The organism is Cupriavidus sp. PB-02 (assembly GCF_058252315.1).
In genome coordinates, this window is record NZ_CM177694.1 from 51,355 (window position 1) to 77,695 (window position 26,341).

At 67.8% G+C, this 26,341-nt stretch carries 26 protein-coding genes; 15 read left to right on the forward strand and 11 right to left on the reverse strand.

Annotation, left to right across the window (positions count from 1 at the left end):
• Nucleotides 1-4 precede the first annotated feature (4 nt).
• Nucleotides 5-877, reverse strand: coding sequence for an AraC family transcriptional regulator (locus AC10V3_RS00230; RefSeq protein WP_490922915.1), 873 nt, complete (start codon nucleotides 875-877; stop codon nucleotides 5-7).
• A 125-nt stretch (nucleotides 878-1,002) separates the two neighbouring features.
• On the opposite strand from AC10V3_RS00230, the gene AC10V3_RS00235 reads away from it, so the two are divergent.
• The 4 genes from AC10V3_RS00235 to AC10V3_RS00250 all read left to right on the forward strand — a co-directional run bounded on the left by AC10V3_RS00235 (nucleotide 1,003) and on the right by AC10V3_RS00250 (nucleotide 4,194).
• A complete protein-coding gene (locus AC10V3_RS00235; protein WP_490922916.1) occupies nucleotides 1,003-2,238 on the forward strand; it encodes an MFS transporter in 1,236 nt (411 codons plus the stop codon).
• Between the two features lie 177 nt (nucleotides 2,239-2,415).
• Nucleotides 2,416-2,718: a hypothetical protein gene (locus AC10V3_RS00240; RefSeq protein WP_490922918.1), complete on the forward strand. Its 303-nt coding sequence runs from the start codon at nucleotides 2,416-2,418 to the stop codon at nucleotides 2,716-2,718.
• A 101-nt stretch (nucleotides 2,719-2,819) separates the two neighbouring features.
• On the forward strand, nucleotides 2,820-3,806 hold the full coding sequence (locus AC10V3_RS00245; protein ID WP_490922920.1) for a Bug family tripartite tricarboxylate transporter substrate binding protein: 987 nt from the start codon (nucleotides 2,820-2,822) through the stop codon (nucleotides 3,804-3,806).
• 70 nt (nucleotides 3,807-3,876) lie between these two features.
• The gene (locus tag AC10V3_RS00250; protein ID WP_490922922.1) at nucleotides 3,877-4,194 is read left to right on the forward strand and encodes a hypothetical protein; all 318 of its coding nucleotides are present in this window, start codon (nucleotides 3,877-3,879) and stop codon (nucleotides 4,192-4,194) included.
• A 52-nt stretch (nucleotides 4,195-4,246) separates the two neighbouring features.
• Here the strand turns inward: AC10V3_RS00250 and AC10V3_RS00255 are convergent, their stop codons facing one another.
• The 4 genes from AC10V3_RS00255 to minC all read right to left on the reverse strand — a co-directional run bounded on the left by AC10V3_RS00255 (nucleotide 4,247) and on the right by minC (nucleotide 7,657).
• Nucleotides 4,247-5,344 carry a porin gene (locus tag AC10V3_RS00255; protein ID WP_022533165.1) on the reverse strand — a complete coding sequence of 366 codons (1,098 nt, stop codon included), beginning with the start codon at nucleotides 5,342-5,344 and terminating at the stop codon, nucleotides 4,247-4,249.
• Between the two features lie 339 nt (nucleotides 5,345-5,683).
• Nucleotides 5,684-5,938, reverse strand: coding sequence for a cell division topological specificity factor MinE (gene minE / locus AC10V3_RS00260; RefSeq protein ID WP_006164360.1), 255 nt, complete (start codon nucleotides 5,936-5,938; stop codon nucleotides 5,684-5,686).
• A 21-nt stretch (nucleotides 5,939-5,959) separates the two neighbouring features.
• Entirely contained in the window at nucleotides 5,960-6,775 is an 816-nt protein-coding gene (gene minD, locus AC10V3_RS00265; protein WP_022533166.1) for a septum site-determining protein MinD, read from the reverse strand.
• Between the two features lie 69 nt (nucleotides 6,776-6,844).
• Nucleotides 6,845-7,657: a septum site-determining protein MinC gene (gene minC / locus AC10V3_RS00270; RefSeq protein ID WP_041680914.1), complete on the reverse strand. Its 813-nt coding sequence runs from the start codon at nucleotides 7,655-7,657 to the stop codon at nucleotides 6,845-6,847.
• A gap of 252 nt (nucleotides 7,658-7,909) precedes the next feature.
• On the opposite strand from minC, the gene AC10V3_RS00275 reads away from it, so the two are divergent.
• Both AC10V3_RS00275 and AC10V3_RS00280 read left to right on the forward strand, forming a co-directional pair.
• Nucleotides 7,910-8,881 carry a magnesium and cobalt transport protein CorA gene (locus tag AC10V3_RS00275; RefSeq protein ID WP_022533168.1) on the forward strand — a complete coding sequence of 324 codons (972 nt, stop codon included), beginning with the start codon at nucleotides 7,910-7,912 and terminating at the stop codon, nucleotides 8,879-8,881.
• Nucleotides 8,882-9,039: 158 nt separating this feature from the next.
• On the forward strand, nucleotides 9,040-9,741 hold the full coding sequence (locus AC10V3_RS00280) for a tetratricopeptide repeat protein (protein ID WP_022533169.1): 702 nt from the start codon (nucleotides 9,040-9,042) through the stop codon (nucleotides 9,739-9,741).
• A 261-nt stretch (nucleotides 9,742-10,002) separates the two neighbouring features.
• Here the strand turns inward: AC10V3_RS00280 and gatB are convergent, their stop codons facing one another.
• From gatB to gatC, 5 genes are all read right to left on the reverse strand, one after another.
• On the reverse strand, nucleotides 10,003-11,460 hold the full coding sequence (gene gatB / locus AC10V3_RS00285; RefSeq protein ID WP_022533170.1) for an Asp-tRNA(Asn)/Glu-tRNA(Gln) amidotransferase subunit GatB: 1,458 nt from the start codon (nucleotides 11,458-11,460) through the stop codon (nucleotides 10,003-10,005).
• A gap of 88 nt (nucleotides 11,461-11,548) precedes the next feature.
• Nucleotides 11,549-12,610 carry a dienelactone hydrolase family protein gene (locus AC10V3_RS00290; protein WP_490922924.1) on the reverse strand — a complete coding sequence of 354 codons (1,062 nt, stop codon included), beginning with the start codon at nucleotides 12,608-12,610 and terminating at the stop codon, nucleotides 11,549-11,551.
• A gap of 29 nt (nucleotides 12,611-12,639) precedes the next feature.
• Nucleotides 12,640-13,125 carry a hypothetical protein gene (locus tag AC10V3_RS00295; RefSeq protein WP_349605242.1) on the reverse strand — a complete coding sequence of 162 codons (486 nt, stop codon included), beginning with the start codon at nucleotides 13,123-13,125 and terminating at the stop codon, nucleotides 12,640-12,642.
• Nucleotides 13,122-14,627, reverse strand: a complete 1,506-nt coding sequence (gatA, locus tag AC10V3_RS00300) for an Asp-tRNA(Asn)/Glu-tRNA(Gln) amidotransferase subunit GatA (protein WP_022533173.1) — start codon at nucleotides 14,625-14,627, stop codon at nucleotides 13,122-13,124. Before gatA ends, AC10V3_RS00295 begins: the two co-directional genes overlap by 4 nt.
• A gap of 81 nt (nucleotides 14,628-14,708) precedes the next feature.
• The gene (gatC, locus tag AC10V3_RS00305; protein WP_349605240.1) at nucleotides 14,709-15,008 is read right to left on the reverse strand and encodes an Asp-tRNA(Asn)/Glu-tRNA(Gln) amidotransferase subunit GatC; all 300 of its coding nucleotides are present in this window, start codon (nucleotides 15,006-15,008) and stop codon (nucleotides 14,709-14,711) included.
• A gap of 678 nt (nucleotides 15,009-15,686) precedes the next feature.
• Here gatC and AC10V3_RS00310 point away from each other — a divergent pair.
• The 7 genes from AC10V3_RS00310 to xerC all read left to right on the forward strand — a co-directional run bounded on the left by AC10V3_RS00310 (nucleotide 15,687) and on the right by xerC (nucleotide 23,852).
• Nucleotides 15,687-16,730, forward strand: coding sequence for a rod shape-determining protein (locus AC10V3_RS00310; RefSeq protein ID WP_008648066.1), 1,044 nt, complete (start codon nucleotides 15,687-15,689; stop codon nucleotides 16,728-16,730).
• Nucleotides 16,731-16,917: 187 nt separating this feature from the next.
• Complete coding sequence (gene mreC, locus AC10V3_RS00315; RefSeq protein ID WP_022533175.1) at nucleotides 16,918-17,883, forward strand: rod shape-determining protein MreC; 966 nt, start codon at nucleotides 16,918-16,920, stop codon at nucleotides 17,881-17,883.
• Entirely contained in the window at nucleotides 17,880-18,392 is a 513-nt protein-coding gene (gene mreD / locus AC10V3_RS00320; RefSeq protein ID WP_022533176.1) for a rod shape-determining protein MreD, read from the forward strand. The genes mreC and mreD overlap by 4 nt, the downstream gene beginning before the upstream one ends.
• Nucleotides 18,393-18,445: 53 nt before the next feature.
• Nucleotides 18,446-20,752: a penicillin-binding protein 2 gene (gene mrdA, locus AC10V3_RS00325; RefSeq protein ID WP_490922926.1), complete on the forward strand. Its 2,307-nt coding sequence runs from the start codon at nucleotides 18,446-18,448 to the stop codon at nucleotides 20,750-20,752.
• 11 nt (nucleotides 20,753-20,763) lie between these two features.
• A complete protein-coding gene (rodA, locus tag AC10V3_RS00330; protein WP_022533178.1) occupies nucleotides 20,764-21,906 on the forward strand; it encodes a rod shape-determining protein RodA in 1,143 nt (380 codons plus the stop codon).
• Between the two features lie 166 nt (nucleotides 21,907-22,072).
• Entirely contained in the window at nucleotides 22,073-22,753 is a 681-nt protein-coding gene (locus AC10V3_RS00335; RefSeq protein ID WP_022533179.1) for a DUF484 family protein, read from the forward strand.
• A 28-nt stretch (nucleotides 22,754-22,781) separates the two neighbouring features.
• Nucleotides 22,782-23,852, forward strand: a complete 1,071-nt coding sequence (gene xerC / locus AC10V3_RS00340; protein WP_490922928.1) for a tyrosine recombinase XerC — start codon at nucleotides 22,782-22,784, stop codon at nucleotides 23,850-23,852.
• Here the strand turns inward: xerC and AC10V3_RS00345 are convergent.
• The gene (locus tag AC10V3_RS00345) at nucleotides 23,849-24,811 is read right to left on the reverse strand and encodes a transcriptional regulator GcvA (protein WP_490922929.1); all 963 of its coding nucleotides are present in this window, start codon (nucleotides 24,809-24,811) and stop codon (nucleotides 23,849-23,851) included. The genes xerC and AC10V3_RS00345 overlap by 4 nt on opposite strands.
• Nucleotides 24,812-25,049: 238 nt before the next feature.
• On the opposite strand from AC10V3_RS00345, the gene AC10V3_RS00350 reads away from it, so the two are divergent.
• Together AC10V3_RS00350 and lipB are read left to right on the forward strand one after the other, a co-directional pair.
• A complete protein-coding gene (locus tag AC10V3_RS00350) occupies nucleotides 25,050-25,418 on the forward strand; it encodes a DUF2917 domain-containing protein (protein ID WP_022533182.1) in 369 nt (122 codons plus the stop codon).
• 160 nt (nucleotides 25,419-25,578) lie between these two features.
• Nucleotides 25,579-26,307: a lipoyl(octanoyl) transferase LipB gene (gene lipB / locus AC10V3_RS00355; protein ID WP_041680915.1), complete on the forward strand. Its 729-nt coding sequence runs from the start codon at nucleotides 25,579-25,581 to the stop codon at nucleotides 26,305-26,307.
• Nucleotides 26,308-26,341 lie beyond the last annotated feature (34 nt).

A 26,341-nucleotide genomic window follows, 5' to 3' on the forward strand; every position in this document is an offset into this window, starting at 1 on the left:
ACGGTCAGCGAAAGAACACGCTCGGCGGCACGCCGAACTGCCGCCTGAACATCGTCGCAAAGGCGCTCGGGCTCTCGTAGCCTAGGTCGAGCGCTACATCCACCACCTTGCTCCCGGCTGCCAGCTTCTCCAGCGCCGCCAGCAGCCGCGCCTGCTGGCGCCACTGCCCGAAGGTCATCCCAGTCTCCCTGGCAAAGCGCCGCTGGATGGTCTTCGGATCCACGCCCAGCCGCCCGCCCCAGTCCGCCAGCGTCAGCGCGGTATCGGGCGTACTCACGATCGCATCGCAGATCTGCCGCAAGCCGTCGTCCGTTGGGCGCGGCAGGTGCAGCGGCAGCGACGGCACCAGCATCACTTCATCGAGCAGCAGCCGCATCAGGCGCGCGTCGCGCGTGTCGGGCGCGTAGGGCAGGGGGATGTCGATCGCCGCCAGGATCAGCTCGCGCAGCAGCGGCGAGATGCCGAGCACGGTACAGCGCTGCGGCAGGTCGGGCGCGGCATCGGGGCGGATATAGGCGGTGCGCATCTGCACCCGGCCGACCATGCGGATCCAGTGCGTGATGCCGCCCGGCATCCACATGCCGCGCGTGGGGGGCACGATCCACTGGCCTTCCTCGGTTGCCACCACCATCACGCCGTGCACCGCGTGGATCAGTTGGGCGTGCGGATGCTGGTGCGGCTTGGTCACCTCTCCGGGCAGGTAGTCGGCGGCCATCGCGGCGACCGGCATCGGGCCGCGGTCATAGCGGGCGTAGCGCGGGGGATTGGAGTAAGTGTCGCCCTGCGTGGTGGCAGGGGGTACAGGCTGGTCCCGGACGCGCCGGCGCCGGCTAGTGTCGGCCGGAGCGAGGGCGGTGTGACTAGGGGCGCGCTGCATGTCCTTTTCTCCAAGGTTGCGGCCCCATTCTCGCAGGACAGGCGGGCTGGCGCCAGCTAGCATCGGGCTCATCTTCTCCATGGCCGGCGCCCTGCTGGCCGCTTTCAGTCCGTCGAGAGCCGCCAATGAGCACAACCATCGACTCCGCGCCGACCGGCGCCGCCCAGACTTCGTCTTCCCCGCAGGCCGAACGTACCGGATTCCGCGTGCTGTCGGCGATCAGCTTCGCCCACTTCCTCAACGACATGATCCAGTCGTTGATCCTGGCGATCTACCCGATGCTCAAGGGGGGCTTCAACCTGAGCTTCACCCAGATCGGGCTGCTGACCATGACTTACCAGGTCACCGCGTCGCTGCTGCAGCCGGTGGTCGGGCTGTACACCGACAAGCATCCCAAGCCGCATTCGCTGGCAGTGGCGATGGCCTTCACGCTGGCGGGCCTGCTGCTGCTGTCGGTGGCGCCGAGCTACGGCGTGCTGCTGGTGGCCGCGGCGCTGGTCGGCACCGGCTCGTCGATCTTCCATCCCGAATCGTCGCGCGTGGCGCGCATGGCCTCGGGCGGGCAGCACGGGCTGGCGCAGTCGATCTTCCAGGTGGGCGGTAACGGCGGCAGCGCCATGGGGCCGCTGCTGGCCGCGCTGATCGTGCACCAGCAGGCCAGCCTGGCGTGGTTCTCGCTGGCGGCGCTGGTGGGCATCGTGGTGCTGTGGCGCATCGGCGGCTGGTATGCGCGCCAGCTGGCGCAGGGCGCGCGCAAGCGCAAGGCCGCGGGCGTGGTGGCGAGCCCGGTGCCGACGCGCGTGGTGGTGCGCGCGATGGTGGTGCTGATGGTGCTGGTGTTCTCCAAGTACTTCTACATGGCCAGCCTGACCTCGTACTACACCTTCTACCTGATGGAGCGCTTCGGGCTGGCGCGGCAGGACGCGCAGCTGCACCTGTTCATGTTCCTCGCCGCGGTGGCCGCCGGCACCATCCTGGGCGGGCCGATCGGCGACCGCATCGGCCGCAAGCGCGTGATCTGGGCGTCGATCCTGGGCGTGGCGCCGTTCACGCTGGTGCTGCCGCACGTGGGCCTGTTCTGGACCGGCGTGCTGACCTTCATCATCGGCTTTATCCTGGCCTCGGCGTTCTCGGCGATCCTGGTGTTCGCGCAGGAGCTGATCCCCGGCAAGGTCGGCATGGTGTCGGGGCTGTTCTTCGGCTTTGCCTTCGGCATGGGCGGCATCGGCGCCGCGGTGCTGGGCGGCATGGCGGATACGCACGGCATCCGCGCGGTGTATGAGTACTGCGCCTACCTGCCGCTGCTGGGGCTGCTGACGGTGTTCCTGCCGGACCTGCGCCAGCGAGCGCAGCGGGCCTGAGGCTGCACCTACCTGGTCACCAGCGAATGGGATCGCACCCACCGCGGCGCCACCAGCCGCCCTGCGGAAACGCGCGGCAGCACCGGCGGCGGTGGCGCGTGCGCGGACGGCCTGACCCGTGCATCCGATCCCGCATGTCCTGCCGCCGGCTGCTTTCGGGAGCCGATTTGCGGCATCATGGCGGGCATGAAGTCCGCCGTGCCCCCGCTCCCGATGCCGCCCTCATCACCGCAGCCTGCCGCCCCTGCGAAGCCCGCCTGCGAGCGTTGCCTGGAGCTGGCGGCCGATCCGCGCCGGCGCGAGCCGCCGGCCTGCCTGGCGCTGCGGGGCACGGCGCCGCTGGTCAGCCAGAGCGCGGCCGGCGTGCCGTTCAGCATGTTGACCTTTGCCTGCCGCGACTGCGGCACGGTATGGCGGTTGTATGACCGGGCCAACGAGCTGTTCGTCTCGTGGGTGCCGGAACGGCCGCTGGTGCGCTGAGTGCGTCACCCATCGGCTAAGATAGCGGCTGCTCCGCGCTGTAACGGCACCCCGCTGCTGGCGGCGCGTTCCTCCCGAATCTCTCCCGCATTTCCACCATCATGGCCTTCCCCTTCCGCCTGAACCTGCTGGCAGCGACCTGTGCCGCCGGTCTGCTCGCCGCCGCACTGCCCGCCGCCGCCGCCGATGCCTACCCCAGCCGCCCGATCCGCCTGATCGTCGCCTACCCGACCGGCGGCATCAGCGACACCGTGGCGCGCGCGCTGGGCGAGCGCCTGTCGGCGCAGATGGGCACCTCGGTGGTGGTCGAGAACAAGGCTGGCGCCGGCGGCAGCATCGGCATCGATGCGGTGGCCAAGGCCGCGCCGGACGGCTATACACTGGGCTTTGCCTCGACCAGCCCGCTGACGCTCAATCCGCACGTCGGCCACGTCAACTACGATCCGCAGAAGGACGTGGCGCCGGTGATGAGCGTGATGTACTCGCCGGTGCTGGTGATTGCCACCAACAGTTTCAGCGGCAAGGGCTTTGCCGACGTGGTCGGCCAGGCCAGCGCCAAGCCCGGCTCGGTGCGCTGGGCGACCTCGGGCCTGGGCACGGTCGGCCATGTGGTGCTGGAGCAGATCAAGCAGAAGTCGAAGGCCGATATCACGCTGATCCCGTACAAGGGCGCGGGCCAGCAGATGAACGACGCGCTCGGCGGCCAGTTCGAGGTGATGAGCACCAACGCCAGCCCGGTGCTGACGCAGCATATGCAGGCCGGCCGCCTGCGCGCGCTGGCAGTGGGCGCGCCGAAACGGCTGGAGAGCCTGCCGTCGGTGCCGACGCTGGCCGAACTCGGCTATCCCAAGGCCAACCTGACTTCCACCTTCGGCGTGTTCGCGCCGGGCAAGACGCCAGCGGCCATCATCAACCGCCTGAACGCCGAGCTGAACAAGGCGCTGGCCGAGCAGGAGGTCCATGAGCGCCTGCTCAAGGGCGGCGAGGTGCCCACCGGTGGCACGCCGGCGCAGTTCGCCAAGGCCATCCGCGACGAGTACGCGGAGAACGCCCGCATCGTGAAGGAAGCCGGCATCAAGGCCGACTGAGGCTCGCCCCCCCGGGGCCGGCCTAGGCCGCATCGCAGGGCGCCTGCCGCGCATCGGCGGCGACCACGCCATGCTGGTGCAAACGCTGGAATGGCTGCTCTCGTGCGCCATCGGTGCCGCGGGGCAGGGTACCGCGCTGCGCATCAGGTGCCGCCGCCACGCGGGCGGCATGGCGCTATGGATCGCACTCGATCCCGTCGATGAAGAAAGCGCCGCGCGGCTGGCCGAGCCCGGGCCGGCGCTGCTGTGCGCGCAGCGCGTGGTGGCACGCCACGGCGGCGTGCTGGTGCCGCTGCAGCCGATGGCGGCGCCACCAGCCAGGGACGCGACGCAAGCCTCGCCGCAGACAGGCTGGTACCTGTGGCTGCGGCGCCGGCCGCGCCCATGAAAAAAAGCACCCGAAGGTGCCTTTTGCCAGGGTCTGCCGATCGGGAAAACGATCAGAAGATGTGGCGGATGCCGACAGCAGCGCCGGTCTGGTTGTTACGGCCCGGTAGTTCGGTGGTGGTGCCGCCCGAAACCTTGTTGAAGTCAACCGTACCGTAGACCTGGGTGCGCTTGGACAGCGAGTACTCGGCCAGCAGCACGCCGGTGTAGCGGCGGCCGTTGTTGTCGTTCACGCCGTTCTTGTTCTCGACATAGTCGCCGTAGAACACGCCGGTCAGGGCCAGGGCCGGGGTGGCCTGGTAGGTCACGCCGATGTAGCCGATGGTGTCCTTGCGCGGGTTGTTCACAGCACCGGCGGCGACCACGGGTGCGGGGGGCGCGGAAGCCGAGTTGTTCAGGAAGCCGTTGTCGATCACGCCGGTGCGGTCCTTGCCACCCACGTAACCCAGGAAGATCTTGGCCGGGCCGATCGAGTACTTACCGGCAGCGCCCCACATTTGCTGCTTGTTGCCGTTGATGTCGCGGATTTCCTGGTACACGCCGCCGACGCCGAACGGACCGTACGTGTAGGCGGCACGAGCGCCCCAGTACTGGTTCTTGGTCATGCTGCCCGGCTGCTCGCCGAAGCCGTAGCCGGCGCCCACGTCCAGGCCGCCGAACTTGCCGCTGTAGCTGACCACGTTGTCGCTGCGGAACTGGGTCAGGAAGAACGGCCAGGCGTTGGCGGTGTAGTTGCCGATGGTCAGCGGATCGTAGTCGCCGAAGAAGTTAAAGCCTTCGGTGTACTGGCGGCCCAGCTTGATCGCGCCGAAGTCACCCGACAGGCCAACGTAAGCCTGACGACCGAACAGGCGGCCGTTCGGGTTGGTGGCGCTGGCCTGGTTGGAGCGGCCGGTGTCCGGATCGAAACCGCCTTCCAGCTGGAAGATTGCCTTCAGGTTGTTGCCGAGGGCTTCGCTGCCCTTCAGGCCCCAACGGCTGTTGGTGACCGCGCCGTTGGTCAGTTCCCACAGATTGTCGTTGTTGGCGTTGGCGTTCGTGGTGAAGCGGATGCTCTGGTCGACGATACCGTACAGGGTGACGGACGTCTGGGCGTACGCCGAACCTGCCAACAGGCTGCCGGCTGCGAGGACGATGGCCGATTTCTTCATGGTGCTCCTTTTCTGTCTTGTATTGTTCTCCGCCGGATCACGGCAGTGACGAGGTCTACGTTTGGTGTAGACGTCGCGAAAATCTAACAAAACGTAAGCATTAAGGACACAAAACTCCGCCAAAGCGCGCTTTCCAGCAGGATTTTGGTGCAATTCCGTTGTCTGGCCGCTACACAATTCCGGATTGGTGCGAAGCGGCAAAGCCGGAAACCGGCCTGTGCACTGAGCTGGCGGGGGAACGGGAGAAAGCGGGGGAGAGAGGGGGAGAGAGGGGAGGGACAAACCGCGGCGCAGGAGCCGCGCCGCGGTCAGGGTGAGCAGCGATGAGGGCTGGGGGAATCAGCCCTGCGGGATTTCGATCTTGACTTCAAGGACCTCGAGATTGTCCTGGCGCTCGAGGCTCACGCGCAGGTCCTGGTCGCTGATCTTGACGTACTTTGAAATCACCGCCACCAGCTCGCGCTGCAGCGCGGGCAGGTAGTCGGCGGGCGCGGAATGGCCGGTGCGCTCGTGGGCGAGGATGATCTGCAGCCGCTCCTTGGCGACCGACGCGGACTTCTTCTTCTCTCCCAGCAGGAAGGAAAGGATCGACATTGGGATGAGCCCTCCTGACCGTTACTTGTTGCCGAAGATGCGGGAGAACAACCCCGGCTTCTGGTAGTCGATGAAACGCATCGGCTTGTCCTTGCCGAGGAAGCGGTCCACCACGTCGCCATAGGCGTCGGATACGTCGCTGCCTTCCAGGTGGATAGCGGGCGTGCCCTGGTTGGACGCATGCAGCACGGCTTCAGACTCCGGCACCACGCCGATCAGCTTGATGCGCAGGATTTCCTGGATGTCGGTCAGCGACAGCATCTCGCCGCCATGCACGCGCTTGGGGTTGTAGCGGGTGATCAGCAGGTGTTCCTTGATCGGGTCGCCGCCTTCGCTGGCGCGCTTGGTCTTGGATGCCAGGATGCCCAGGATGCGATCCGAATCGCGCACCGATGACACTTCCGGGTTGGTGACGATCAGCGCTTCATCGGCGAAGTACATCGCCATCAGCGCGCCCGACTCGATGCCAGCGGGCGAATCGCAGACGATGAATTCGAAGTCCATGTCGATCAGGCCGTTGATGACCTTCTCGACGCCGTCGCGCGTAAGCGCGTCCTTGTCGCGCGTCTGCGAGGCCGGCAGGATGAACAGGTTCTCGCACTTCTTGTCCTTGATCAGCGCCTGGCGCAGGTTGGCTTCGCCCTGCACCACGTTGATCAGGTCATACACCACGCGACGTTCGCAACCCATGATCAGGTCGAGGTTGCGCAGGCCGACGTCGAAGTCGATCACGGCAGTCTTGTGGCCACGCAGGGCCAGGCCGGCGGCAAAGCTGGCGCTGGTGGTGGTCTTGCCGACGCCTCCCTTGCCGGAGGTCACAACGATGATTTTTGCCATGGCTCTTTGGTCCAGTAATGGGTTGAAGCTTACGCTGCTTTGATTGGGGATCCCGAGGGGCGCGCTGGCTTATTTGAGCCGCAACGCTTCCAGGATCAGTTTTTCATCGGCCAGGCGGACCTGGGCGGTCTTGCCGAGCACGTCGGCCGGGAGCGTCTGCTCCGCGGTGCGATAGATGCCGGCGATGGAAATCAGTTCAGGCTCCATGCACGTGCTGAAGATGCGCGCGCCGGTATTGCCCTTGACGCCCGCCAGCGCGCGGCCGCGCAGCGGGGCGTAGATATGGATGTTGCCTTCGGCGATCACTTCGGCGCCGTGGCTGACCACGTCGAGGATCACCACGTCGCCCTGCGCGTAGATCTGCTGGCCCGAGCGCACCGGCTTGTCGATCAGCAGGGTCTGGGTCTGGCGGATGGCGGCGGCCACGGCGGCGTCGGTCGCGGCGGCAGCGGCCGCGCGGACGGCCTCTTCGCGCGCGGCCTGTTCGGCGGCGGCTTGGTCGGCGGCCTGTTCCGCGGCAGCAGCGGCCTTGGCCTCGGCGGCGCGATCGGTGGTGCTGCCGCGGCGGCTCTGGCTGTCGAGCAGCGGCAGGCCGAAGCGCTCGGCCCACTCGCGCTGGCCGGGACGGGCCACCACCCCAATGGCGCGCGCCTTGAGCGTGGCAAGCGTCTCGATCACCGTTCCGAGCGCAACGGCGCCATCGTCTTCCAGTGCGCGCAGGTCCAGCGCGATCACGTCATTGGAGAAGAAGTCGGGAGTGGCTTCGAAGCGGGAGAGGAGGTCATCCCGCAGCGCAGCCATGTCGGCGGTCTGGAGGGCGAGAAGGAGGGCGTCGACGTTGCCACTGCGCAGCTCGAAGCGTGGCGTTTTCTTCTGGGACATAGCCGGGTGACCGTGGAAATGCCACATTCTAACGTTGTCTCTGTCGCGAACTGTAACAATTGGCGTGATAAAAGCGATGTAGGCGCGATGCCGGCGTGATGGGTGGCCTGTGCGTTCCATATGCACTGCGATGGCACAGCGTGGCCCGGCGAATGTGTGCCAGCCGTGGCCTGCGCCGCGCGACAGCGGGACGGCATAGCGTGGGCAAAGCAAAGCCTTGTTACGATTGCGCCATCTGATAGCGGAGTTCCCATGGGCGCCATCGTCAATTGCGTAGCCTACCGGCAGGGCAAACGGCTCGGCACGGTCGGCATGGAAGAGATTCCTTCAGTGCTGAGCGTGCCGGGCACTTTCGTCTGGCTCGGGTTGCACGAACCCGACCTCGCGCTGCTGCGCCAGGTGCAGCACGCCTTCGGCCTGCACGATCTCGCGGTGGAAGACGCGCTCGACGCGCACCAGCGTCCCAAGCTGGAGGCCTACGGCGATTCGGTCTTCGTCGTGCTCAACACCGCGCAATTGGTAGAGGATGAAGTCGTGGTCGGCGAGACCCATCTCTTCGTCGGCCCCAACTACGTGGTGTCGGTGCGCCACGGCGCCAGCAGCACCTACGCCCCGGTGCGCGAGCGCTGCGAACATGACCCGCAAGGGCTGGCCAACGGCCCCGGCTACGTGCTGTACGCGCTGATGGACTTTGTCGTCGACCACTACTTGCCAATCGTGACGCGGCTGGAAGATACCTTCGAAGCGCTGGAGCAAGGCATCTTCCGCGACGAATTCGACCGCGCGGCGATCGAACGCCTGTATCGGATCAAGCGCCAGGTGCTGCGGCTGCGCAATGCGGTCAGTCCCGTCGAGGATATGTGCGGCCAGCTGATCCGCCTGCACGAGGACCTGGTGCCAAAGGAGCTGCGCGCCTACTTCCGCGACATCGAGGATCACGCCAGCCGGCTGGTGCGCACGCTCGACGTGGTGCGCGAAATGCTGACCACCGCGGTGCAGGTCAATCTGGCGCTGGTCACCGTGGGCCAGAACGAGGTGGTCAAGCGGCTGGCCGGCTGGGGCGCGATCCTGGCGATCCCGACCGTGGTGTTCAGCCTGTACGGGATGAACTTCGATTTCATGCCCGAACTGCAATTCCACTACGCCTACCCGGCGGTGATTGGCGTGACGGCGCTTGCCTGCGGTGCGCTGTGGCGGCGGCTGCACCGGGCGGGATGGATCTGAGCACGTTGCTTATATATCTGTACGACGAATGTTATGGGGTGAAATCAAGGTGCGTTGATTATTCGCGCGGATAGTAAGACTGCTACCGAGCCTGCCTACCGGGCGCGTGCCCTGACTCCTACACTGGAGCAAAGAAGGCGCCGCGCCCGGAGTCCGCCATGTCGATTGCCCGTTCCCCGATTGCCGTCTTGCTGGCCGGCGCCATCGCCGCATGGCTGTCTGTGCAACCCGCCGCTGCCGCGCCGCAGCCGCCCGCGCCGGCGCAGGCCCAGACCCGCGATGCCGTCACGGCCTATGAGGCCGGCAACTTCGACCAGGCCCTGCGCGGTTTCGCCAGTGCCGCCCGCCAGGGCAACCGCCTCGCCCAGTTCAACTACGCCATGATGCTGCTGCGTGGCGAGGGCACCCCCGCCCGCCCGCAGGAGGCTCTGGTATGGCTGAAGAAGGCGGCCGACAATGAGATGACCCATGCCCAGTACACCTGGGGCGACCTGCATGAGCGCGGCGAGCTGGTGCCCAAGTCACTCGAGGAAGCCAACCGCTGGTATGAGCGCGCGGCGCAGGGCGGGCACGTGCAGGCGCAGATGGCGCTGGCGACCAACTACTTCACCGGGCGCGGGGTGCCGCGGGACTACGCGCAGGCGTTCGCGTGGTACAGCCGCGCCGCCAGTGCCGGCGACGGCGGTGCGCAGTACATCGTCGGCAGTTTCTATGAGCACGGCGAGCCAGGCGTGGTCGACCGGGATATCGAGCAGGCCAAGATTTGGTATGCGCGCTCGGCCGCGCATGGGGATCCGGGGGCGCTGGCGAAGTTGAGGTCGTTGCTGCAGGAGACGGTGCGGGGCAGGGCGGGGATGTAGGGAAGAGAGAAGCAGAAAGCGAATCCGACGGTGTTGGGTGCACCAGAACCGCCCGAGCTAGCCTAAGCAAGGTGTTCTCCCTCTCCTCTCAGGGGGAAAGGGTTGGGGGAGGGGTGGGCTAGCCAGGAACCACATCAAGCGGGGCCAACGGTTTTAACCCGCCGCGCTCAGCTTTTGACACGCCTGCCCTCTCCCCCGGCCCCTCTCGCGGGAGAGGGGAGCAAACAGGCGGTTTGTTGAGGCTGTCTCAGTCCTCTGAACTCAGCCGAGTTTCTTGCGCAGCAATTCGTTCACCTGCGCCGGATTCGCCTTGCCCTTGGTCGCCTTCATCGCCTGACCAACCAGCGCATTGAACGCCTTCTCCTTGCCGGCGCGGAACTCCTCCACCGACTTGGCATTGGCCGCCAGCACATCGTCGATGATCTTCTCCAGCTCACCGCTGTCCGACATCTGCTTCAGCCCCTTGGCCGCAATGATCGCATCGGCATCGCCGCCATGCTCGCCCGCCCACATCGCCGGGAACACATCCTTCTTGGCAGTGTTGTTCGACACCGTGCCATCGGCAATGCGCGTCAGCAGCTTCGCCAGTTGCGCCGGCGTGACCGGCGCGGCATCGATGGCGATGCCTTCGCGGTTGAGCTGCGAGGCCACGTCGCCCATCAGCCAGTTGGCCGCCGGCTTGGCATTGGCCGCGCCGGCGTCGGCCACCACGGCCTCGTAGTAGGTGGCGAACGCCTTGGTCGCGGTCAGCGTGGTGGCGTCATACGCTGACAGGCCGTATTGCGAGACAAAGCGCGCCTGCATCGCGGCCGGCAGTTCGGGCAGTTCGCCGCGCACGCGGTCGACCCACGCCGCGTCGATTTCCAGCGGCATCAGGTCCGGATCGGGAAAGTAGCGGTAGTCGTGCGCGTCTTCCTTGGTGCGCATCGCGCGGGTCTCGCCGGTATCCGGGTCGAACAGCACGGTGGCCTGCTGGATCTTGCGGCCGTCCTCGATCTCCGCGATCTGCCACTGCACTTCGTATTCGATGGCCTGCTGCAGGAAGCGGAACGAGTTCAGGTTCTTGATTTCGCGGCGGGTGCCGAATTCCTTCTGCCCGAACGGGCGCACCGACACGTTGGCGTCGCAGCGGAAGCTGCCTTCCTGCATGTTGCCGTCGCAGATGCCCAGCCACACCACCAGCGAGTGCAGTGACTTGGCGTAGGCCACCGCTTCGGCGGCGCTGCGCATGTCGGGCTCGGTGACGATTTCCAGCAGCGGCGTGCCGGCGCGGTTCAGGTCGATGCCAGTCATGCCGGCGAAGTCCTCGTGCAGCGACTTGCCCGCGTCTTCTTCCAGGTGGGCGCGCGTCAGGTTGACGGTCTTCTCGTAGAACTCGCCCTTCTTGCCCTCGACCTGGATGGTGATGGTGCCGCCCTGGACCACCGGGATCTCATACTGGCTGATCTGGTAGCCCTTGGGCAGGTCGGGGTAGAAGTAGTTCTTGCGCGCAAAGATGCTGCGCGGCGCGATGGTGGCGCCGATCGCCAGGCCGAACTGGATGGCACGCTCGACCGCGCCCTTGTTGAGCACCGGCAGCACGCCCGGCAGCGCCAGGTCCACCGGCGAGGCCTGCGTATTGGCCTCGGCCCCGAAGGCGGTGGAGGTGCCGGAAAAAATCTTGGAGGCCGTCGAAAGCTGCGCGTGCGTTTCGAGGCCGATCACCACTTCCCATTGCATGGCGGTATTCCTGTTCGGTTCTTTCGGTTCTGTTTGTTGCGGTGGAGCGGCGCTGCCGCCCCGGTGTTCTTTGGCTTCGTTCCGCCTTCTAGGGGTCGGGACTGGCGAGCCATGAGTCGAGCTGGGCCAGCGCGGCCACGCGCGCCACCGCGTCGCCGCCGACGGTGACGCCTTGCACCTTGCGTGCGGCAGCGGGCACGTCGCGGCGCATATGCAGCTCGCTGGTGCCGTCAAAGCCGTGGTACGCGCCCGGGAAGATCTCCAGCCGGAAGCGCGCCCCCGGCTGGCGCGCCAGCACGGCGCTCTGCAGCATGGCGCAGCGGGTAGCGGGCGTCCAGTCGTCAGCGCCGCCGATCATCAGCAGTATCGGCGCGCGCAGGCGGAAGCTGTGCTGCTGCACCGCGCGCTTGCAGCCGGGGTAGAACGCAACCGCGCGTTCCACCTGCGGCGTGCCGGCCGGCCACGGGCGGCTGGCGTCGACGGTGGCCAGCACCGCCTGCGCGCCGTTGGACCAGCCCAGCAGCACGACGCGTGAGGTATCGATGCCCGGCTGGCTGGCCAGCCAGCGCAGCGCGGCCAGCGCATCGGCGCGGCGGGTGCGGTCGTCGATGCCGCGCGTGTCGGTCGGCTCGGTGCAGATGCCGTGGGGCCGTCCGCGGGCGCTGAAGCTGTCGGGCATCAGCACGGCGTAGCCGCGTTCGGTCAGCCACTGGGCGTATTCGCGATAGCGCTGCTGCAGCATGGCGGCGACCTCGCCGTCTGGTGTGGTCTCGCGCGCGGCGTGCGCCGACAGCAACCCGCCGCAGCCGTGCAGCGCCACCACCACCGGCAGCGCGCGCGCCGTTGCGCCTTCGCGCGGCAGGAACCAGTAGGCGGTCAGCGCGGGCGCGGTCGCGTCGCCGCGCAGCTGGACGCGCTGCGCCGGCACGGGTGCCGCTGCGGATCCGGGCGTCGGCCGCGTCACCGCGTTCGGTGCCAGCGCGCCGGCGGGTGTCAGCGGCGCCGGCTGCGTCAGCGCGGGCGCGGGGAGGTCGGGCGTATGCGCCGCGGCGCCGGCCAGCCACGCACCCAGCGCCAGCGCCACGGCCGCGCGCAGCAGCCGGCTGGCGGCGCTGGTGGAGCGGGGCGGGGTGGCGGAGGCGGTGGCCATGGCGGTCGGCATCGGCGGTATTGGCAAGATCAGCGCGTGCTGGCGCAGGCGCCGCTGCCGGGCTCGAACATCACGGGCCAGGCCTGCTCGTAGATGCCGGGCGTGCAGCGCTGCTGGCAGTTGGCATGCGCCAGCGTGACGCGGCGCGGGTCCTGCCAGACCATCAGCTTGCAGCCGCTGCCGTCATTGGCGCGCAGCTCGATATGCGGCCTCTTCTGGACCTGGCGGAAGTCCGCCAGGTTGAAGCTGCACGAGCCGCGCCTGCCGACCCACAGCTTCCACGACAGCTGCTGCACGCTGTTGTCGGACACGCGCAGCTGGGCATCCTCGCGGAAGCCGTCTTCCTCGGTGCGGCGGCAGTCGCCCACCAGGTCGATATCGCGGCTGGCGATCGGCGTGGGCCGGCCGAGCCCGCCCGGCAGCGGGATGCAGCCGGCCACCGCCGCGGCGAGCGCGGCGGCCGCCATCAGGCGCAGCGGAAGCAGGCGGGGGGCGGAGCGCGAGGTCATGGTCATGCCTTGGCGGGACGGCGCAGGTGCCAGTCGGTCGCCTGCTGGAACGCGTGCGCGGTCTGCAGCAGGCGCGCTTCGTCGAAGTAGTTGCCGATCAGCTGCAGGCCGACGGGCATGTTGCCCTCGCCGAAGCCGCACGGCACGCTCATGCCGGGCAGGCCGGCCAGGCTGGTCGACAGCGTGAAGATGTCGGCCAGGTACATCTGCACCGGGTCCGAGGTCTTCTCGCCCAGCTTCCACGCCACCGTCGGCGCCACCGGGCCCATGATCACGTCGCACTGGTCGAAGGCGCGCTGGAAGTCGTCGGCGATGATGCGGCGGATTTTCTGCGCCTGCAGGTAGTAGGCGTCATAGTAGCCGTGCGACAGCACGTAGGTGCCCACCAGGATGCGGCGCTTGACCTCCGGGCCGAAGCCTTCGGCGCGGCTCTTCTTGTACATGTCGAGCAGGTCGCGGTACTCGGCGGCGCGGTGGCCGTAGCGCACGCCGTCGAAGCGCGACAGGTTGGACGAGGCCTCGGCCGGTGCGATCACGTAGTACACGGGAATCGACAGCTCGGTCTTGGGCAGCGACACCTCGACCAGCGTGGCGCCGAGCTTTTCATACTCGGCCAGCGCCGCGCGCACGGCCTGCTCGACGTCGGCGGACAGGCCCTTGCCGAAGTATTCCTTCGGCAGGCCGATGCGCAGGCCGGCCAGCGGGCGCTCGGCGGTGGCGCTGGCACGCGGCTGGCCCAGCAGGCGGGTGTAGTCCTCGTCCACGCCGCCCTGCTCGGGCGGGATGCTGGTCGAATCCCTGGGATCGAAGCCGGCCATGGCGTTGAGCAGCAGCGCGCAGTCCTCGGCGCTATGGGCCATCGGGCCGGCCTGGTCGAGCGACGAGGCGAACGCGATCATGCCGTAGCGCGACACGCGGCCATAGGTCGGCTTGATGCCGGTGATGCCCGAGAACGACGCCGGCTGGCGGATCGAGCCGCCGGTGTCGGTGCCGGTGGCGGCGGGCGCCAGGCCTGCGGCCACCGCCGCGGCCGAGCCGCCAGACGAACCGCCCGGCACGCGGCTGGTGTCCCACGGGTTTTGCACCGGGCCGAAATGCGAGTTCTCGTTGGACGAGCCCATCGCGAACTCGTCCATATTGGTCTTGCCCAGCGTGACCATGCCGGCCGCGGCCATGCGCTCGACCACGGTGGCGTCGAACGGGCTTTCGTAGTTGCCCAGCATCTTCGAGCCGGCGGTGGCGCGCCAGCCACGGGTGACGAACACGTCCTTGTGCGCGACCGGCACGCCGGTCAGCGGCGTGGCCTCGCCGCGCGCGCGGCGTTCGTCGGCGGCGCGCGCCTGCGCCAGGGTGCGCTCGGCATCGACGTGGATAAAGGCGTTGAGCGCGGCGGCTTGCTCGATGCGGGCCAGGTACTCGCGCGCGAGCTCCTCGGCGGAGACGGAGCGCGCGGCCAGGGCGTCGGCGAGCTGGCGCAGGGAAGTCACGGAATCAGCGGAAAAGGGCATGACAGTCGGTTGGCATCAGGGGTGGCGCAGGGTGACGTAGTGAGGTAGCGGCCGCGATAGCGGGGTTCGCGGCGGCGGCGGTCACTCGATCACCTTGGGCACCAGGTACAGGCCGTTTTCGGTGGCGGGCGCGGGGCGCTGGTAATCTTCGCGGCGGTCGGCTTCGGTGACCACGTCGTCGCGCAGGCGCTGGGCCATGTCGCGCACGGCCGACAGCGGGTGGGCCAGCGGCACGATGCCGGTGGTGTCGACCGCCTGCATCTGCTCGACCAGCGAGAAAAAATTGTTCAGCTGCGCAAGCGTCTGGGCGGCCTCGTCATCGCTGGTTTCGATGCGGGCCAGGTGGGCGATGCGCTTGACGTCGGATAGGTCGAGGGCCATGGCGTGGTGTTCGGATGCTCGGATGCGGAAGGCGCCGGCGGGGCCGGCGGCCGGCCGTGCGGCGGAGGCGTCGCGCGGCCCGGACAGGCGGCTCCGGAGCGCGGCAAAGACGCCACGGAGTCGTCGGAATTACAGGTATTTTCAGGCTGTAAACGCCCGAAGCAGCAGGAATTATAAGGTATCATTGCGTGCTTCCGACCTTTGGCAACGCCTTCGTCACATGGCTGCCAAACTGGCTGCATACAGCCTTGGCCGGCGCCCCCGCGCCAGGGCCGCCGAAAGCGCCAGAAGGTGGAAAAAACCTGGGTCCTCTGATTAGGCCTCTGCCGCCGGCCGGACTATGTCTCAATGTCTTATGACATGCCGGTCCAGCGCCCGACAAATACTCGCGAACTTTTGCGCGAGGTCTAATCAAAGGTTCCCGTAGGGCCGGCATCGCGCATTGCAAATCGCAAAAATGCAAATTCGCAAAAGTGCTAGATTGCAACTTTGCAACCGCGTGCCGGCGGCGGTGCCGATCCCGATTCCGACTCTGCTCCCGGCCGCCCCGCGCCGGACGGCGGGCGGGCCGGGAAGCCGAGAACCATTCCGTATTCAACACAAGCATTTCGTGGCCGGGCCGCCCGCGGTGCCGGCCGCTTCGCCTACCCGCGAACACCACCACAGACAGGATTCCTGATGTTCGGATTTCTCCGCAGCTACTTCTCCAACGACCTGGCGATCGACCTCGGCACCGCCAACACGCTGATCTACATGCGCGACAAGGGCATCGTGCTGGACGAGCCCTCGGTCGTCGCGATCCGCCAGGAAGGCGGCCCCAACGCCAAGAAGACCATCACGGCGGTGGGCAAGGAAGCCAAGCAGATGCTGGGCAAGGTGCCGGGCAATATCGAAGCGATCCGCCCGATGAAGGACGGCGTGATCGCCGACTTCACCGTCACCGAGCAGATGCTCAAGCAATTCATCAAGATGGTGCACGACAGCAAGCTGCTGCGTCCGAGCCCGCGCATCATCATCTGCGTGCCGTGCGGCTCGACCCAGGTCGAACGCCGCGCCATCCGTGAGTCGGCGCTGGGCGCCGGCGCCAGCCAGGTGTACCTGATCGAGGAGCCGATGTCGGCCGCGATCGGCGCCGGCCTGCCGGTGTCGGAGCCGTCGGGCTCGATGGTGGTCGATATCGGCGGCGGCACCACCGAGGTGGGCATCATTTCGCTGGGCGGCATGGTCTACAAGGGTTCGGTGCGCGTGGGCGGCGACAAGTTCGACGAGGCCATCGTCAACTACATCCGCCGCAACTACGGCATGCTGATCGGCGAACAGACCGCCGAAGCCATCAAGAAGGAAATCGGCTCGGCCTTCCCGGGTTCCGAGGTCCGCGAGATGGAAGTCAAGGGCCGCAACCTGTCCGAAGGCATCCCGCGCGCCTTCACCGTCTCGTCCAACGAAATCCTGGAAGCCCTGACCGATCCGCTCAACCAGATCGTCTCGGCGGTGAAGATCGCGCTGGAACAGACCCCGCCGGAACTGGGCGCCGACATCGCCGAGCGCGGCATGATGCTGACCGGCGGCGGCGCGCTGCTGCGCGACCTGGATCGCCTGCTGGCCGAGGAAACCGGCCTGCCGGTGCTGGTCGCCGAAGACCCGCTGACCTGCGTGGTGCGCGGCTCCGGCATGGCGCTGGAACGCATGGACAAGCTGGGCAGCATCTTCTCCTACGAGTAAGCAGAAGGACGCTCACGTGGCGATGCGCGGCCTGCCGGATCCAGCGATCAGGGCGGTGTCGCGGCGCTGCATCCGTCAGGGGCTAGCCCCCACCGAACCCGCCGCCTGGCCGTGCCGCCCCCTTTTGGGGCGCGGTACGGCGGGCGGCGGGGCGTTTCCGCGTGTGCACCGGTTTTCAATCGGGTAAATGGATTACTCCCCTCCGCCGCTCTTCAAGCAAGGCACCTCCGCTGTCGCCCGGCTGGTCCTGTATGTGGCCATTGCGCTGGCGCTGCTCGTGGTCGACGCCCGCTTCGACGCGCTCAGCGTGGGCCGGCAGGTTGCCGCCACCGTGCTGATGCCGGTCGAACGCCTGGTGCTGACGCCGCGTGACGCGCTGCGCACGGTGTTCGACTATGCGCAGTCCTCCGCCATGCTCGCCACCGAGAACCGCGAACTGCGCCAGAGTGCGGTGCAGCAGGCCGAGGCCTCGGTGCGCCAGGCGCAGCTCGAGGCCGAGAACAACCAGCTGCGCAAGCTGCTCGGGCTGGCGCAGCAGTCGGCCACGCCGGTCACGGCCGCCGAGATCCTCTATGATGCGCGCGACCCCTACAGTCAGCGGATCGTGATCGACAGGGGCAGCCAGCACGGCCTGCGTGCCGGCTATCCGGTGATCGACGAGCGCGGCGTGGTGGGCCAGGTCACGCGCGTGTCGCCGTTCCAGTCCGAAGTGACGCTGCTGACCGACAAGGACCAGGCCATCCCCGTGCAGGTGGTGCGCAACGGCCTGCGCAGCGTGGCCTTCGGCGGCGCGCGCGCGGGCCAGCTCGACCTGCGCTTCATGGCCGCCGCGGCCGACCTGCAGCAGGGCGACCTGCTGGTGACCTCGGGCCTGGACGGCACCTATCCGCCGGGCCTGCCGGTGGCCAGGATCGTCCATATCGAGCGCAAGGCCGATACCGCGTTCTCGCGCGTGTACTGCGAGCCGGTGGCCGGCGTGCGCGCGCACCGCCAGCTGCTGGTGGTGCGCTACGACGCCGCCATCCCGGCGCGCGAGACTGTCGAGGCCAAGCCGGAGGCGCCGGTCAAGGGCGCCAAGTCCGCCGCCGCGCGCGCCGCCGCCGCCAGCGCCGCCGCAGCCAAGGCCCCGCCCGCCAAGGAGGCGTCACAGTGACCAATCGCCAATACCTGCTGCGGCCGGTCAATCCCGCCTTTATCGCGCTCAGCTTCGTGCTGGCGTTCCTGTTCAACCTGATGCCCTGGGGCGACACGCTGTGGATCCCCGACATGGTGGCGCTGGTGCTGGTGTTCTGGAACATCCACCAGCCGCGCAAGGTGGGCATGGGCGTGGCGTTCGCGCTCGGCCTGCTGATGGACGTGCACGATGCGCGGCTGCTGGGCGAGCACGCGCTGGCCTACACGCTGCTGGCCTACTTCGCCATCACCATCCACCGGCGCGTGCTGTGGTTCACCGTCTATACCCAGGCGCTGCATGTGCTGCCGCTGCTGTTTATCGCGCACGCGGTGCCGGTGCTGATCCGCCTGGCGATGGGCGCGCCGCTGCCGGGCTGGCCGTTGTTGCTGGCGCCGGGGATCGAGGCGCTGCTGTGGCCGCTGGCCACCAGCCTGCTGCTGGCGCCGCAGCGCCGTTCGAGCGATGTCGACGAGACGCGTCCGATCTGACGCCGCACGCACCTGACCGCACCTAAACGCTCACTCCTGGCCAACGCAGTACCATGACCGAAATCCGCAACGTCGAACTGGAAATCGGCCGCTTCCGCATCCGTGTGGCGGCTGCCGCCCTGTTCACGGTGATCTGCTTTGGCCTGCTGTTCACGCGCTTCCTGTGGCTGCAGTGGTACAAGCATGACCAGTACTCGGCCAAGGCCGAGGATAACCGCATCTCGGTGGCACCGATCGAGCCCAACCGCGGCATCATCATGGACCGCAACGGGATCGTGCTGGCGCGCAATTATTCCGCCTACACGCTCGAGATCACGCCGTCCAAGCTGACCGACACGCTGGACAACACCATCGAGGGCCTGTCGGCGCTGGTCGATATCCAGCCGCGCGACCGGCGCCGCTTCAAGCGGCTGATGGAAGAGTCGCGCAGCTTCGAGAGCCTGCCGCTGCGCAGCCAGCTGAGCGACGAGGAAGTGGCGCGCTTTTCCGCGCAGCGCTTCCGCTTCCCGGGCGTGGACGTGCGCGCACGGCTGTTCCGGCAGTATCCGCTGGGCGAGTCGGCCTCGCACGTGATCGGCTATATCGGCCGCATCTCGCAGCGCGACCAGGAGCGCATCGAGGCCATGGACGAGGCCAACGATGCCGAGAGCGCCAAATACGACCCGCGCAAGGACGGCGACAACTACAAGGGCACCAACTACATCGGCAAGATCGGCCTGGAGCAGAGCTACGAGACCGAGCTGCACGGCCTGACCGGCTTCGAGGAAGTGGAAGTGAGTGCCGGCGGGCGCCCGATCCGTACCTTGTCGACTTCGCCCGCCACGCCGGGCAACAACCTGATCCTGTCGCTCGACATCCGCCTGCAGCAACTGGCCGAGGCGCTCTACGGCGACCGCCGCGGCGCGCTGGTGGCGATCGAGCCTTCCACGGGCGACATCCTGGCCTTCGTCTCCAAGCCGACCTACGACCCCAACCTGTTCGTCGAAGGCATCGATACCAATACCTGGAACGAGCTGAACAACTCGCCCGACAAGCCGCTGCTGAACCGCCCGCTGCGCGGCACCTACCCGCCGGGCTCGACCTACAAGCCCTTCATGGCGCTGGCGGCGCTGGCCACCGGCAAGCGCACCGCAGCCTGGGGCATGTCCGATCCGGGCTTCTTCACGCTGGGCAACCACACCTTCCGCGACGACAAGCCGGGTGGACACGGCTGGGTCGACATGCACAGCTCGATCGTGCATTCGTGCGACACCTATTACTACGCGCTGGCGCGCGACATGGGCGTCAACGGCATCCATGACTTCATGAAGCCGCTGGGCTTCGGCCAGATCACGGGGATCGACATCGAAGGCGAAAGCCGCGGCATCCTGCCGTCGACCGACTGGAAGCGCAAGGCCTACCGCAAGCCCGAGCAGCAGAAGTGGTATGACGGCGAGACCATCTCGCTGGGCATCGGCCAGGGCTACAACAGCTTCACCATCCTGCAGCTGGCGCAGGCCACCTCGGTCATCGTCAACAACGGCAAGGTGATGAAGCCGCACCTGGTCAAGGCCGTGGAAGACGCGGTCACGCGCAAGCGCACGCTGACGGTGCCCAAGGAAAGCTACACGATCCCGCTCAAGCAGGCCGATATCGACGTGATCAAGCGCGCCATGGTGGCGGTGACGCACTCCGGCACGGCGGCGCGCGTGTTTGCTGGCGCGGCTTATGAATCCGCCGGCAAGACCGGCACCGCGCAGACCTACAGCCTGGCCAAGGGTGAGAAGTACAACCACCACGCACTGGAAGAGCGCAAGCGCGACCACTCGCTGTACACCGCCTTTGCGCCGTCGGACAACCCGAAGATCGCGATCGCGCTGATCGTCGAGAACGCCGGCTTCGGCGCCGCGGTGGCCGCGCCGATCGCGCGCAAGCTGATGGACTTCTACCTCACCGGCAAATGGCCCGGCGAGCTGGAAGCGATCGCGCCGCCGGCCACCGAGCTCGTGGCAGGCCGCCCGCCGGTCAATACGCCCAGCGTGTTCACCACCGGCCAGACCGCCAGCATTGCCAGCGCCACTGTGATGTCCGGCGGCGCGGCCGCGAGCGGGGCCGGCGCCAGCGCGGTGGCCGCGGCCTCCGCGCCGCACGCCGGCGCCTCCGCCGCCATCGCCGCGGCCATCGACCCGGCCGCGATCGCGCCGGCATCGGCGGTGCAGTCGCTCGATGAACGCATGCTGCAGGCGCTGGGCCACAGCAAGCCCCTGGCGCCGCAGCCGGCCTCCGCGCCCGCTGCGCAGCCGGTCAAGGCGCCCGCGCCCAAACCACGCGTCAAGCCCGTGTCCGCCAAGGCGGCCAGCGGTGCCGACGCCACTCGCTGAAGGAGACGCGCATGGATCGACGCCGCGTCCTGTCACTCGTCAAGACCGCGCTGACCGGTTTTGACAAACCGCTCTCACTGATCGTCTTCCTGTTGTTCGCTACCGGCATCGTGGCGCTGTACTCGGCCGCCATCGACATGCCGGGCCGGGTCGAGGACCAGCTGCGCAACATCCTGCTGTCGTACGTGGTGATGCTGGTGATCGCCTACATGCCGACGCAGACGCTGATGCGGGTGGCGGTGCCCATCTATACGGTCGGGGTGGCGCTGCTGATCGCGGTGGCGATGTTCGGGCTGATCCGCAAGGGCGCGCGCCGCTGGCTCTATGTCGGCATGGTGATCCAGCCGTCCGAGATCATGAAGATCTCGATGCCGCTGATGCTGGCCTGGTACTTCCAGAAGCGCGAGGGCGTGATCAAGTGGTTCGACTTCGTGGTGGCGCTGCTGCTGCTGCTGATCCCGGTCGGGCTGATCGCCAAGCAGCCTGACCTGGGCACCGCGCTGCTAGTGATGGCCGCCGGCATCTACGTGATCTACTTTGCCGGCCTGTCGTGGCGGCTGATCCTGCCGCTGTTGGGGCTGCTGGTGGTGGCGATCACGCTGCTGATCACGTTCCAGAACGATATGTGCGCGCCGGGCGTGAACTGGCCGGTGCTGCACGATTACCAGCAGCATCGCGTCTGCACGCTGCTCGATCCGACCAGCGATCCGCTCGGCAAGGGCTTCCACACCATCCAGTCGATCATCGCGATCGGCTCGGGCGGGGTGGAGGGCAAGGGCTGGCTCAAGGGCACGCAGACGCACCTGGAGTTCATCCCGGAGAAGCACACCGACTTTATCTTCGCGGTGTACTCGGAGGAGTTCGGCCTGATCGGCAATGCGGTGCTGCTGGTGCTGTACCTGCTGCTGATCTTCCGCGGACTGTTTATCGCGGCTAACGCGCCGACGCTGTTCTCGCGGCTGCTGGCGGGATCGATCACGCTGATCTTCTTTACCTATGCCTTCGTCAATATGGGCATGGTGAGTGGCATCCTGCCGGTGGTGGGGGTGCCACTGCCGCTGATGAGCTATGGTGGTACGGCGCTGGTGACGCTGGGGGCGGGGATCGGGATTCTGATGAGTATTTCGCGGCAGAAGCGGTTGATCCAGACGTAGCGCGGCCCAGCGTGCTAAGGGTTTGCTCCCCTCTCCCGCCTGCGGGAGAGGGAGAACACCTTGCTTAGGCAAGCTCGGGCGGCTTTGGTGCACCCAACACCGCGCCCCTCTTCTGGCTGGGTGGGTTTGTTAAACTGCCACCCAATTTTCTCTACCGGTTCCCGCCATGAACGCCCAAGACGTCGCAGCCTACCTGCAGAGCAACCCTGAATTCTTCGAAGAGCACGCCGAGCTGCTGGCCGCGGTGCAGCTGACCAGCCCGCACAGCCACCGCGCCGTGTCGCTGCAGGAGCGCCAGATGGAAATCCTGCGCGAGAAGAACAAGGGTCTGGAGCTGCGCCTGGCGGACCTGGTCCGGCACGGCCACGACAACGACCGCACCCAGCAGCGCATGCATGACTGGCAGCTGCGCCTGCTGGCCGAAGCCGATTCGCACGCGCTGCCCTATGCCGTGCAGGACGGCCTGCAGCAGGTGTTCGATGTGCCGGCGGTGGCGCTCAAGCTGTGGGACGTGGCCGAGCAGTACGCCCATATGGAAGTGGCGCAGGGCGCCAGCGAAGACCTGCGCATCTTTGCCGAAGGCCTGCGCGCACCGTACTGCGGCACCAACGGCGGCTTCGAGGCCGCGGCGCTGCTGGAGCGCGACGATATCGTCTCGCTGGCGATGGTGACGCTGCGCGTGCCCGTGCGCGCCGCCGACGCGGGTGTGGACGCACAGGGCGCGGCCTTCGGCCTGCTGGTGCTGGGCTCGCCCGATCCGCGCCGCTTCCATGAAGGCATGGGCACCGCCTACCTGACGCAGATCGGCGAGGTCGCCGGTGCCGCGCTGAACCGGCTACGCGACTGAGGCGCGGTCGACCACAGCGGCTGACGCCATGACCGCACGCCGGCCGCCCCGCCAGGCCAACGACCCCGCGCCGGCCAGCGACAGCGCGCCCCCGCCGGCTCCCGATCCTCTCGTCACGCGCTACCTCGACTGGCTGCGCGGCAGCCGCAAGCTTGCCGAACACACGCTCTCCAGCTACAGCCGCGACCTGCGCGTGCTGCAATCCCACGCGGCACGCTACGCGCCCGGCGCCGGGCTGCTGGCGCTGCAGACCCACCATATCCGCAACTTCGCCGCCCGGCTGCATGCCGTCGGGCTGGTCGGCACCAGCATCGCGCGCACGCTGTCGGCATGGCGCGGCTTCTACCAGTGGGCGGCTCGCCATGGCCACGGCGTCACCGTCAATCCGGTCGACGGTGTGCGCGCGCCGCGCTCGGGCCACGCACTGCCCAAAGCGCTGTCGGTCGAGCACGCGGTGGCGCTGGTGTCGCACCCCGCCGGCACCGATGCGCAGGCGCTGCGCGACCACGCGGTCTACGAGTTGTTCTATTCGAGCGGATTGCGGCTGTCCGAGCTGGTGCAGCTCGATGTGCGCTACGCCGATGCCGATGGCTACCGCTCCGGCAGCTGGCTCGACCTGGCCGGCGCCGAGGTCACGGTAACCGGCAAGGGTTCGCGGCAGCGCTCGGTGCCGGTCGGCAGCAAGGCGGTCGAGGCGCTGCGCGCCTGGCTGGCGGTGCGCGACACACTGCTGCGCCCCGGCGCCGCCCCGGAAGACGCGCACGCGCTGTTCCTGGGGCCGCGCGGCAAGCGGCTGTCGATGCGCACCGTGCAGCTACGGCTCAAGCAGCAGGCCTTGCGCGCCGGCGTGCCGGCCGACGTGCATCCTCATATGCTGCGGCACTCGTTCGCCACGCACCTGCTGCAGTCGTCCGGCGACCTGCGCGCGGTGCAGGAGATGCTGGGACATGCCAGCGTCTCGACCACGCAGGTCTATACCGCTCTCGATTTCCAGCACCTGGCGCGCGTCTACGACAAGGCCCATCCGCGCGCCGGTCGCGCGCGCAAGACAGCGGCGCCGCAGGATGCCGAGGCTGCGGACGACCCAGCCGAAGACTAGTCGTCAGCCCACTGCGCCAGCACTTCGCGAAAGCGCTCCATCTCCGGCAGGAACCAGGCGCGGAACGCCTGCACCTTGGGTGCCTCCAGCATGCCCGGCGCGCACACGAAATACAGCAGCCACGGACACGGGATGCTGACATCGAACAGCCGCATCACGCGCCCCGCCAGCAAGTCGTTGTAGGCCAGCGACGAGCGGATCAGCGCGATCCCCTGGCCCGCGGCAGCGGCTTGCAGCAGCAGCGACGAATCCTCCAGCAGCAGGCCCTTGCGCGGCTCCGGCCAGTCCAGCCCGGCGGCCTCGAACCACGGCTTCCACGGATCGCCCTCGCCGCGCAGCAGCGGCAGGCCGCCCATGTCCTGCGGCCGCTCGGGCAGCCGTCCGCCGTTGAAGCCGGGGCTGCAGACCGGGAAGAAGACGTCGTCCATCAGCTTCTCGACATACAGGCCGGGATAGTCGCCGCTGCCCATGCGCAGCGCGATATCGACCTCCTCGCGGGCAAAGTCGACCAGCGTGTTGGACGACAGAAGCTCGACGTCCAGTTCCGGGTGGCGCTCGATAAAGCTGCCGATGCGCGGCGTCAGCCAGCGCGCGGCGAACGACGGCATGGTGCTGATGGTCAGCCGCTTGTCACGGTTGCCGGCCTGCAGCACGCGCGTGGCATCGGCGATCTGCAGCAGTGCGTCGCGCACGCGCTCGGCATAGACGCGGCCGGCCGGCGTCAGCGCGACGCGCTTGCCGTGGCGCTCGAACAGCGGCATGCCCAGCTCTTCTTCCAGCGCGCGGATCTGGTGGCTGACCGCGCCGTGGGTGACGAACAACTCGGTCGCGGCGCGCGAAAAGCTCTCGTGCCGCGCCGCGGCCTCGAAGGCGCGCAGGGCGGTCAGCGCGGGCAGACGCGGCAATTCACGATGCCAGCCGCGCGGCAGGTCCTTTTCCCAGGCGCTTTTCCAGGCCATGGCGGTCTCCCTGATCTCTGGGGGTATGTGAGTTTGACTAACAAGAACAAAGAAAATATATCGTTTTGATAGTGCCCGGGCAATCACTAATATTCTTTCACCGGCCCCTGCTGTTGCGATTTTTTTCACGGTGATTTCCACGTTATTTAACTGGCTCGGTCCCAATACCGGGCCAGTTGCCGAGAAACCCGCGACACTTCGGCGCCCCCTGCCGAAGCCGGCTGAACGGAGAACCCTCATGAAAACCGTGCTCACAACGACTGTGTTCACCCTGAATCCTGGCGAAGTCACCGCGCTGTCGGTGCACGCCGCCCAGCGCCTGCACGTGGAAAATGCCCGCGGCACCGACGTATGGCTCACGCGCGAGAACGATTCGGAGGACTACTGGCTGCGTTGTGGCGGCAGCCTGTTGCTGCGCTCCGGCGATGAGGTGACGGTCAGCGTCGATCCGCGCGCGGAGCAGCCGGTGCGGCTGGCCCTAATCGCCGAAGCGCGCCGCCCGGCGCTGTCGCTGGCCGATGTGCCGCACCTGGTGTATCGCAGCCTGCGCCGTTTGGTTCGAGGTACGGAGTGGACGCCTAACCAGGACCAGGTCACCGCATCCTGACGCGGGAGCCGGCGAGGCATCGTCCACGTCACGCCCGGGCCGCGCGCACCTGCGCCTGGTCTGGTCGCGTGGCGGATCGGACGATGCGCCACGCTCGCGACCGTAAGCGGTGCAGGGAAGGGAGCCGGCGCAAGCCGGCCCTTTTCGTTACACTCTCGCCATGCATCCGATCCACGTCATCGAACGCGGCCGCGAGGACTATCAGCCGTGCTTCGACGCGATGCGCGCCTTTACCGCCGCACGCACGCCCGAGACGCCCGACCAGATCTGGCTGGTCGAGCATCCGCCGGTCTACACGCTGGGCCAGGCGGGCGATCCCGCACACCTGTTGTCGCCGGATGACAACATCCCGGTGGTGCAGATCGATCGTGGCGGGCAGATCACTTATCACGGTCCCGGCCAGGTCGTGGCCTACCTGCTGGTCGATTTGCGCCGCCGCCACCTGATGGTGCGCGAGCTCGTGCACGGCATCGAGCAGGCGGTGCTGGACACGCTCGCGGCGTATAATCTCGCAGCCGAACGCAAGCCCGGCGCCCCCGGCATCTACCTGTCCGACGGGCCGCACCAGGGCGCCAAGATTGCCGCGCTCGGCCTCAAGATCCGCAACGGCTGCAGCTACCACGGCGTCAGCCTCAACGTGCAGATGGACCTGTCGCCGTTCCTGCGCATCAATCCCTGCGGCTATGCCGGACTGGAAACGGTCGACATGGCGAGCGCGGGCGCCACCTGCCCGGTGGCCGATGCCGGTGGCACCCCGCTGCCCGTAACCGCGGCAAGACAACCCGAAATCGCGCAGCGCCTGGCGGCGGCATTGTGCGAAGTGCTGGCAGCGCACGAAGCCCGCGTGCTGGCAGCCGAAGAAACCGCCACGCCGGCCCTGGCCTCCTAGTCAAAAGCGAAATGCACGCTGAGCGCGTGCGGAG

Coding starts and splice junctions, on each gene's coding strand:
- mrdA (WP_490922926.1), top strand. CDS start 18,446: ATGACCGAAATCCGCAACGTCGAACTGGAAATCGGCCGCTTCCGCATC.
- gatC (WP_349605240.1), bottom strand. CDS start 15,008: ATGGCCCTCGACCTATCCGACGTCAAGCGCATCGCCCACCTGGCCCGC.
- rodA (WP_022533178.1), top strand. CDS start 20,764: ATGGATCGACGCCGCGTCCTGTCACTCGTCAAGACCGCGCTGACCGGT.
- AC10V3_RS00295 (WP_349605242.1), bottom strand. CDS start 13,125: ATGACCATGACCTCGCGCTCCGCCCCCCGCCTGCTTCCGCTGCGCCTG.
- lipB (WP_041680915.1), top strand. CDS start 25,579: ATGCATCCGATCCACGTCATCGAACGCGGCCGCGAGGACTATCAGCCG.
- minE (WP_006164360.1), bottom strand. CDS start 5,938: ATGTCGATCCTTTCCTTCCTGCTGGGAGAGAAGAAGAAGTCCGCGTCG.
- AC10V3_RS00245 (WP_490922920.1), top strand. CDS start 2,820: ATGGCCTTCCCCTTCCGCCTGAACCTGCTGGCAGCGACCTGTGCCGCC.
- mreC (WP_022533175.1), top strand. CDS start 16,918: ATGGATTACTCCCCTCCGCCGCTCTTCAAGCAAGGCACCTCCGCTGTC.
- xerC (WP_490922928.1), top strand. CDS start 22,782: ATGACCGCACGCCGGCCGCCCCGCCAGGCCAACGACCCCGCGCCGGCC.
- minD (WP_022533166.1), bottom strand. CDS start 6,775: ATGGCAAAAATCATCGTTGTGACCTCCGGCAAGGGAGGCGTCGGCAAG.
- AC10V3_RS00280 (WP_022533169.1), top strand. CDS start 9,040: ATGTCGATTGCCCGTTCCCCGATTGCCGTCTTGCTGGCCGGCGCCATC.
- gatA (WP_022533173.1), bottom strand. CDS start 14,627: ATGCCCTTTTCCGCTGATTCCGTGACTTCCCTGCGCCAGCTCGCCGAC.
- AC10V3_RS00255 (WP_022533165.1), bottom strand. CDS start 5,344: ATGAAGAAATCGGCCATCGTCCTCGCAGCCGGCAGCCTGTTGGCAGGT.
- AC10V3_RS00345 (WP_490922929.1), bottom strand. CDS start 24,811: ATGGCCTGGAAAAGCGCCTGGGAAAAGGACCTGCCGCGCGGCTGGCAT.
- AC10V3_RS00310 (WP_008648066.1), top strand. CDS start 15,687: ATGTTCGGATTTCTCCGCAGCTACTTCTCCAACGACCTGGCGATCGAC.
- AC10V3_RS00240 (WP_490922918.1), top strand. CDS start 2,416: ATGGCGGGCATGAAGTCCGCCGTGCCCCCGCTCCCGATGCCGCCCTCA.
- AC10V3_RS00230 (WP_490922915.1), bottom strand. CDS start 877: ATGCAGCGCGCCCCTAGTCACACCGCCCTCGCTCCGGCCGACACTAGC.
- AC10V3_RS00235 (WP_490922916.1), top strand. CDS start 1,003: ATGAGCACAACCATCGACTCCGCGCCGACCGGCGCCGCCCAGACTTCG.
- AC10V3_RS00335 (WP_022533179.1), top strand. CDS start 22,073: ATGAACGCCCAAGACGTCGCAGCCTACCTGCAGAGCAACCCTGAATTC.
- AC10V3_RS00275 (WP_022533168.1), top strand. CDS start 7,910: ATGGGCGCCATCGTCAATTGCGTAGCCTACCGGCAGGGCAAACGGCTC.
- minC (WP_041680914.1), bottom strand. CDS start 7,657: ATGTCCCAGAAGAAAACGCCACGCTTCGAGCTGCGCAGTGGCAACGTC.
- AC10V3_RS00350 (WP_022533182.1), top strand. CDS start 25,050: ATGAAAACCGTGCTCACAACGACTGTGTTCACCCTGAATCCTGGCGAA.
- AC10V3_RS00290 (WP_490922924.1), bottom strand. CDS start 12,610: ATGGCCACCGCCTCCGCCACCCCGCCCCGCTCCACCAGCGCCGCCAGC.
- AC10V3_RS00250 (WP_490922922.1), top strand. CDS start 3,877: ATGCTGGTGCAAACGCTGGAATGGCTGCTCTCGTGCGCCATCGGTGCC.
- gatB (WP_022533170.1), bottom strand. CDS start 11,460: ATGCAATGGGAAGTGGTGATCGGCCTCGAAACGCACGCGCAGCTTTCG.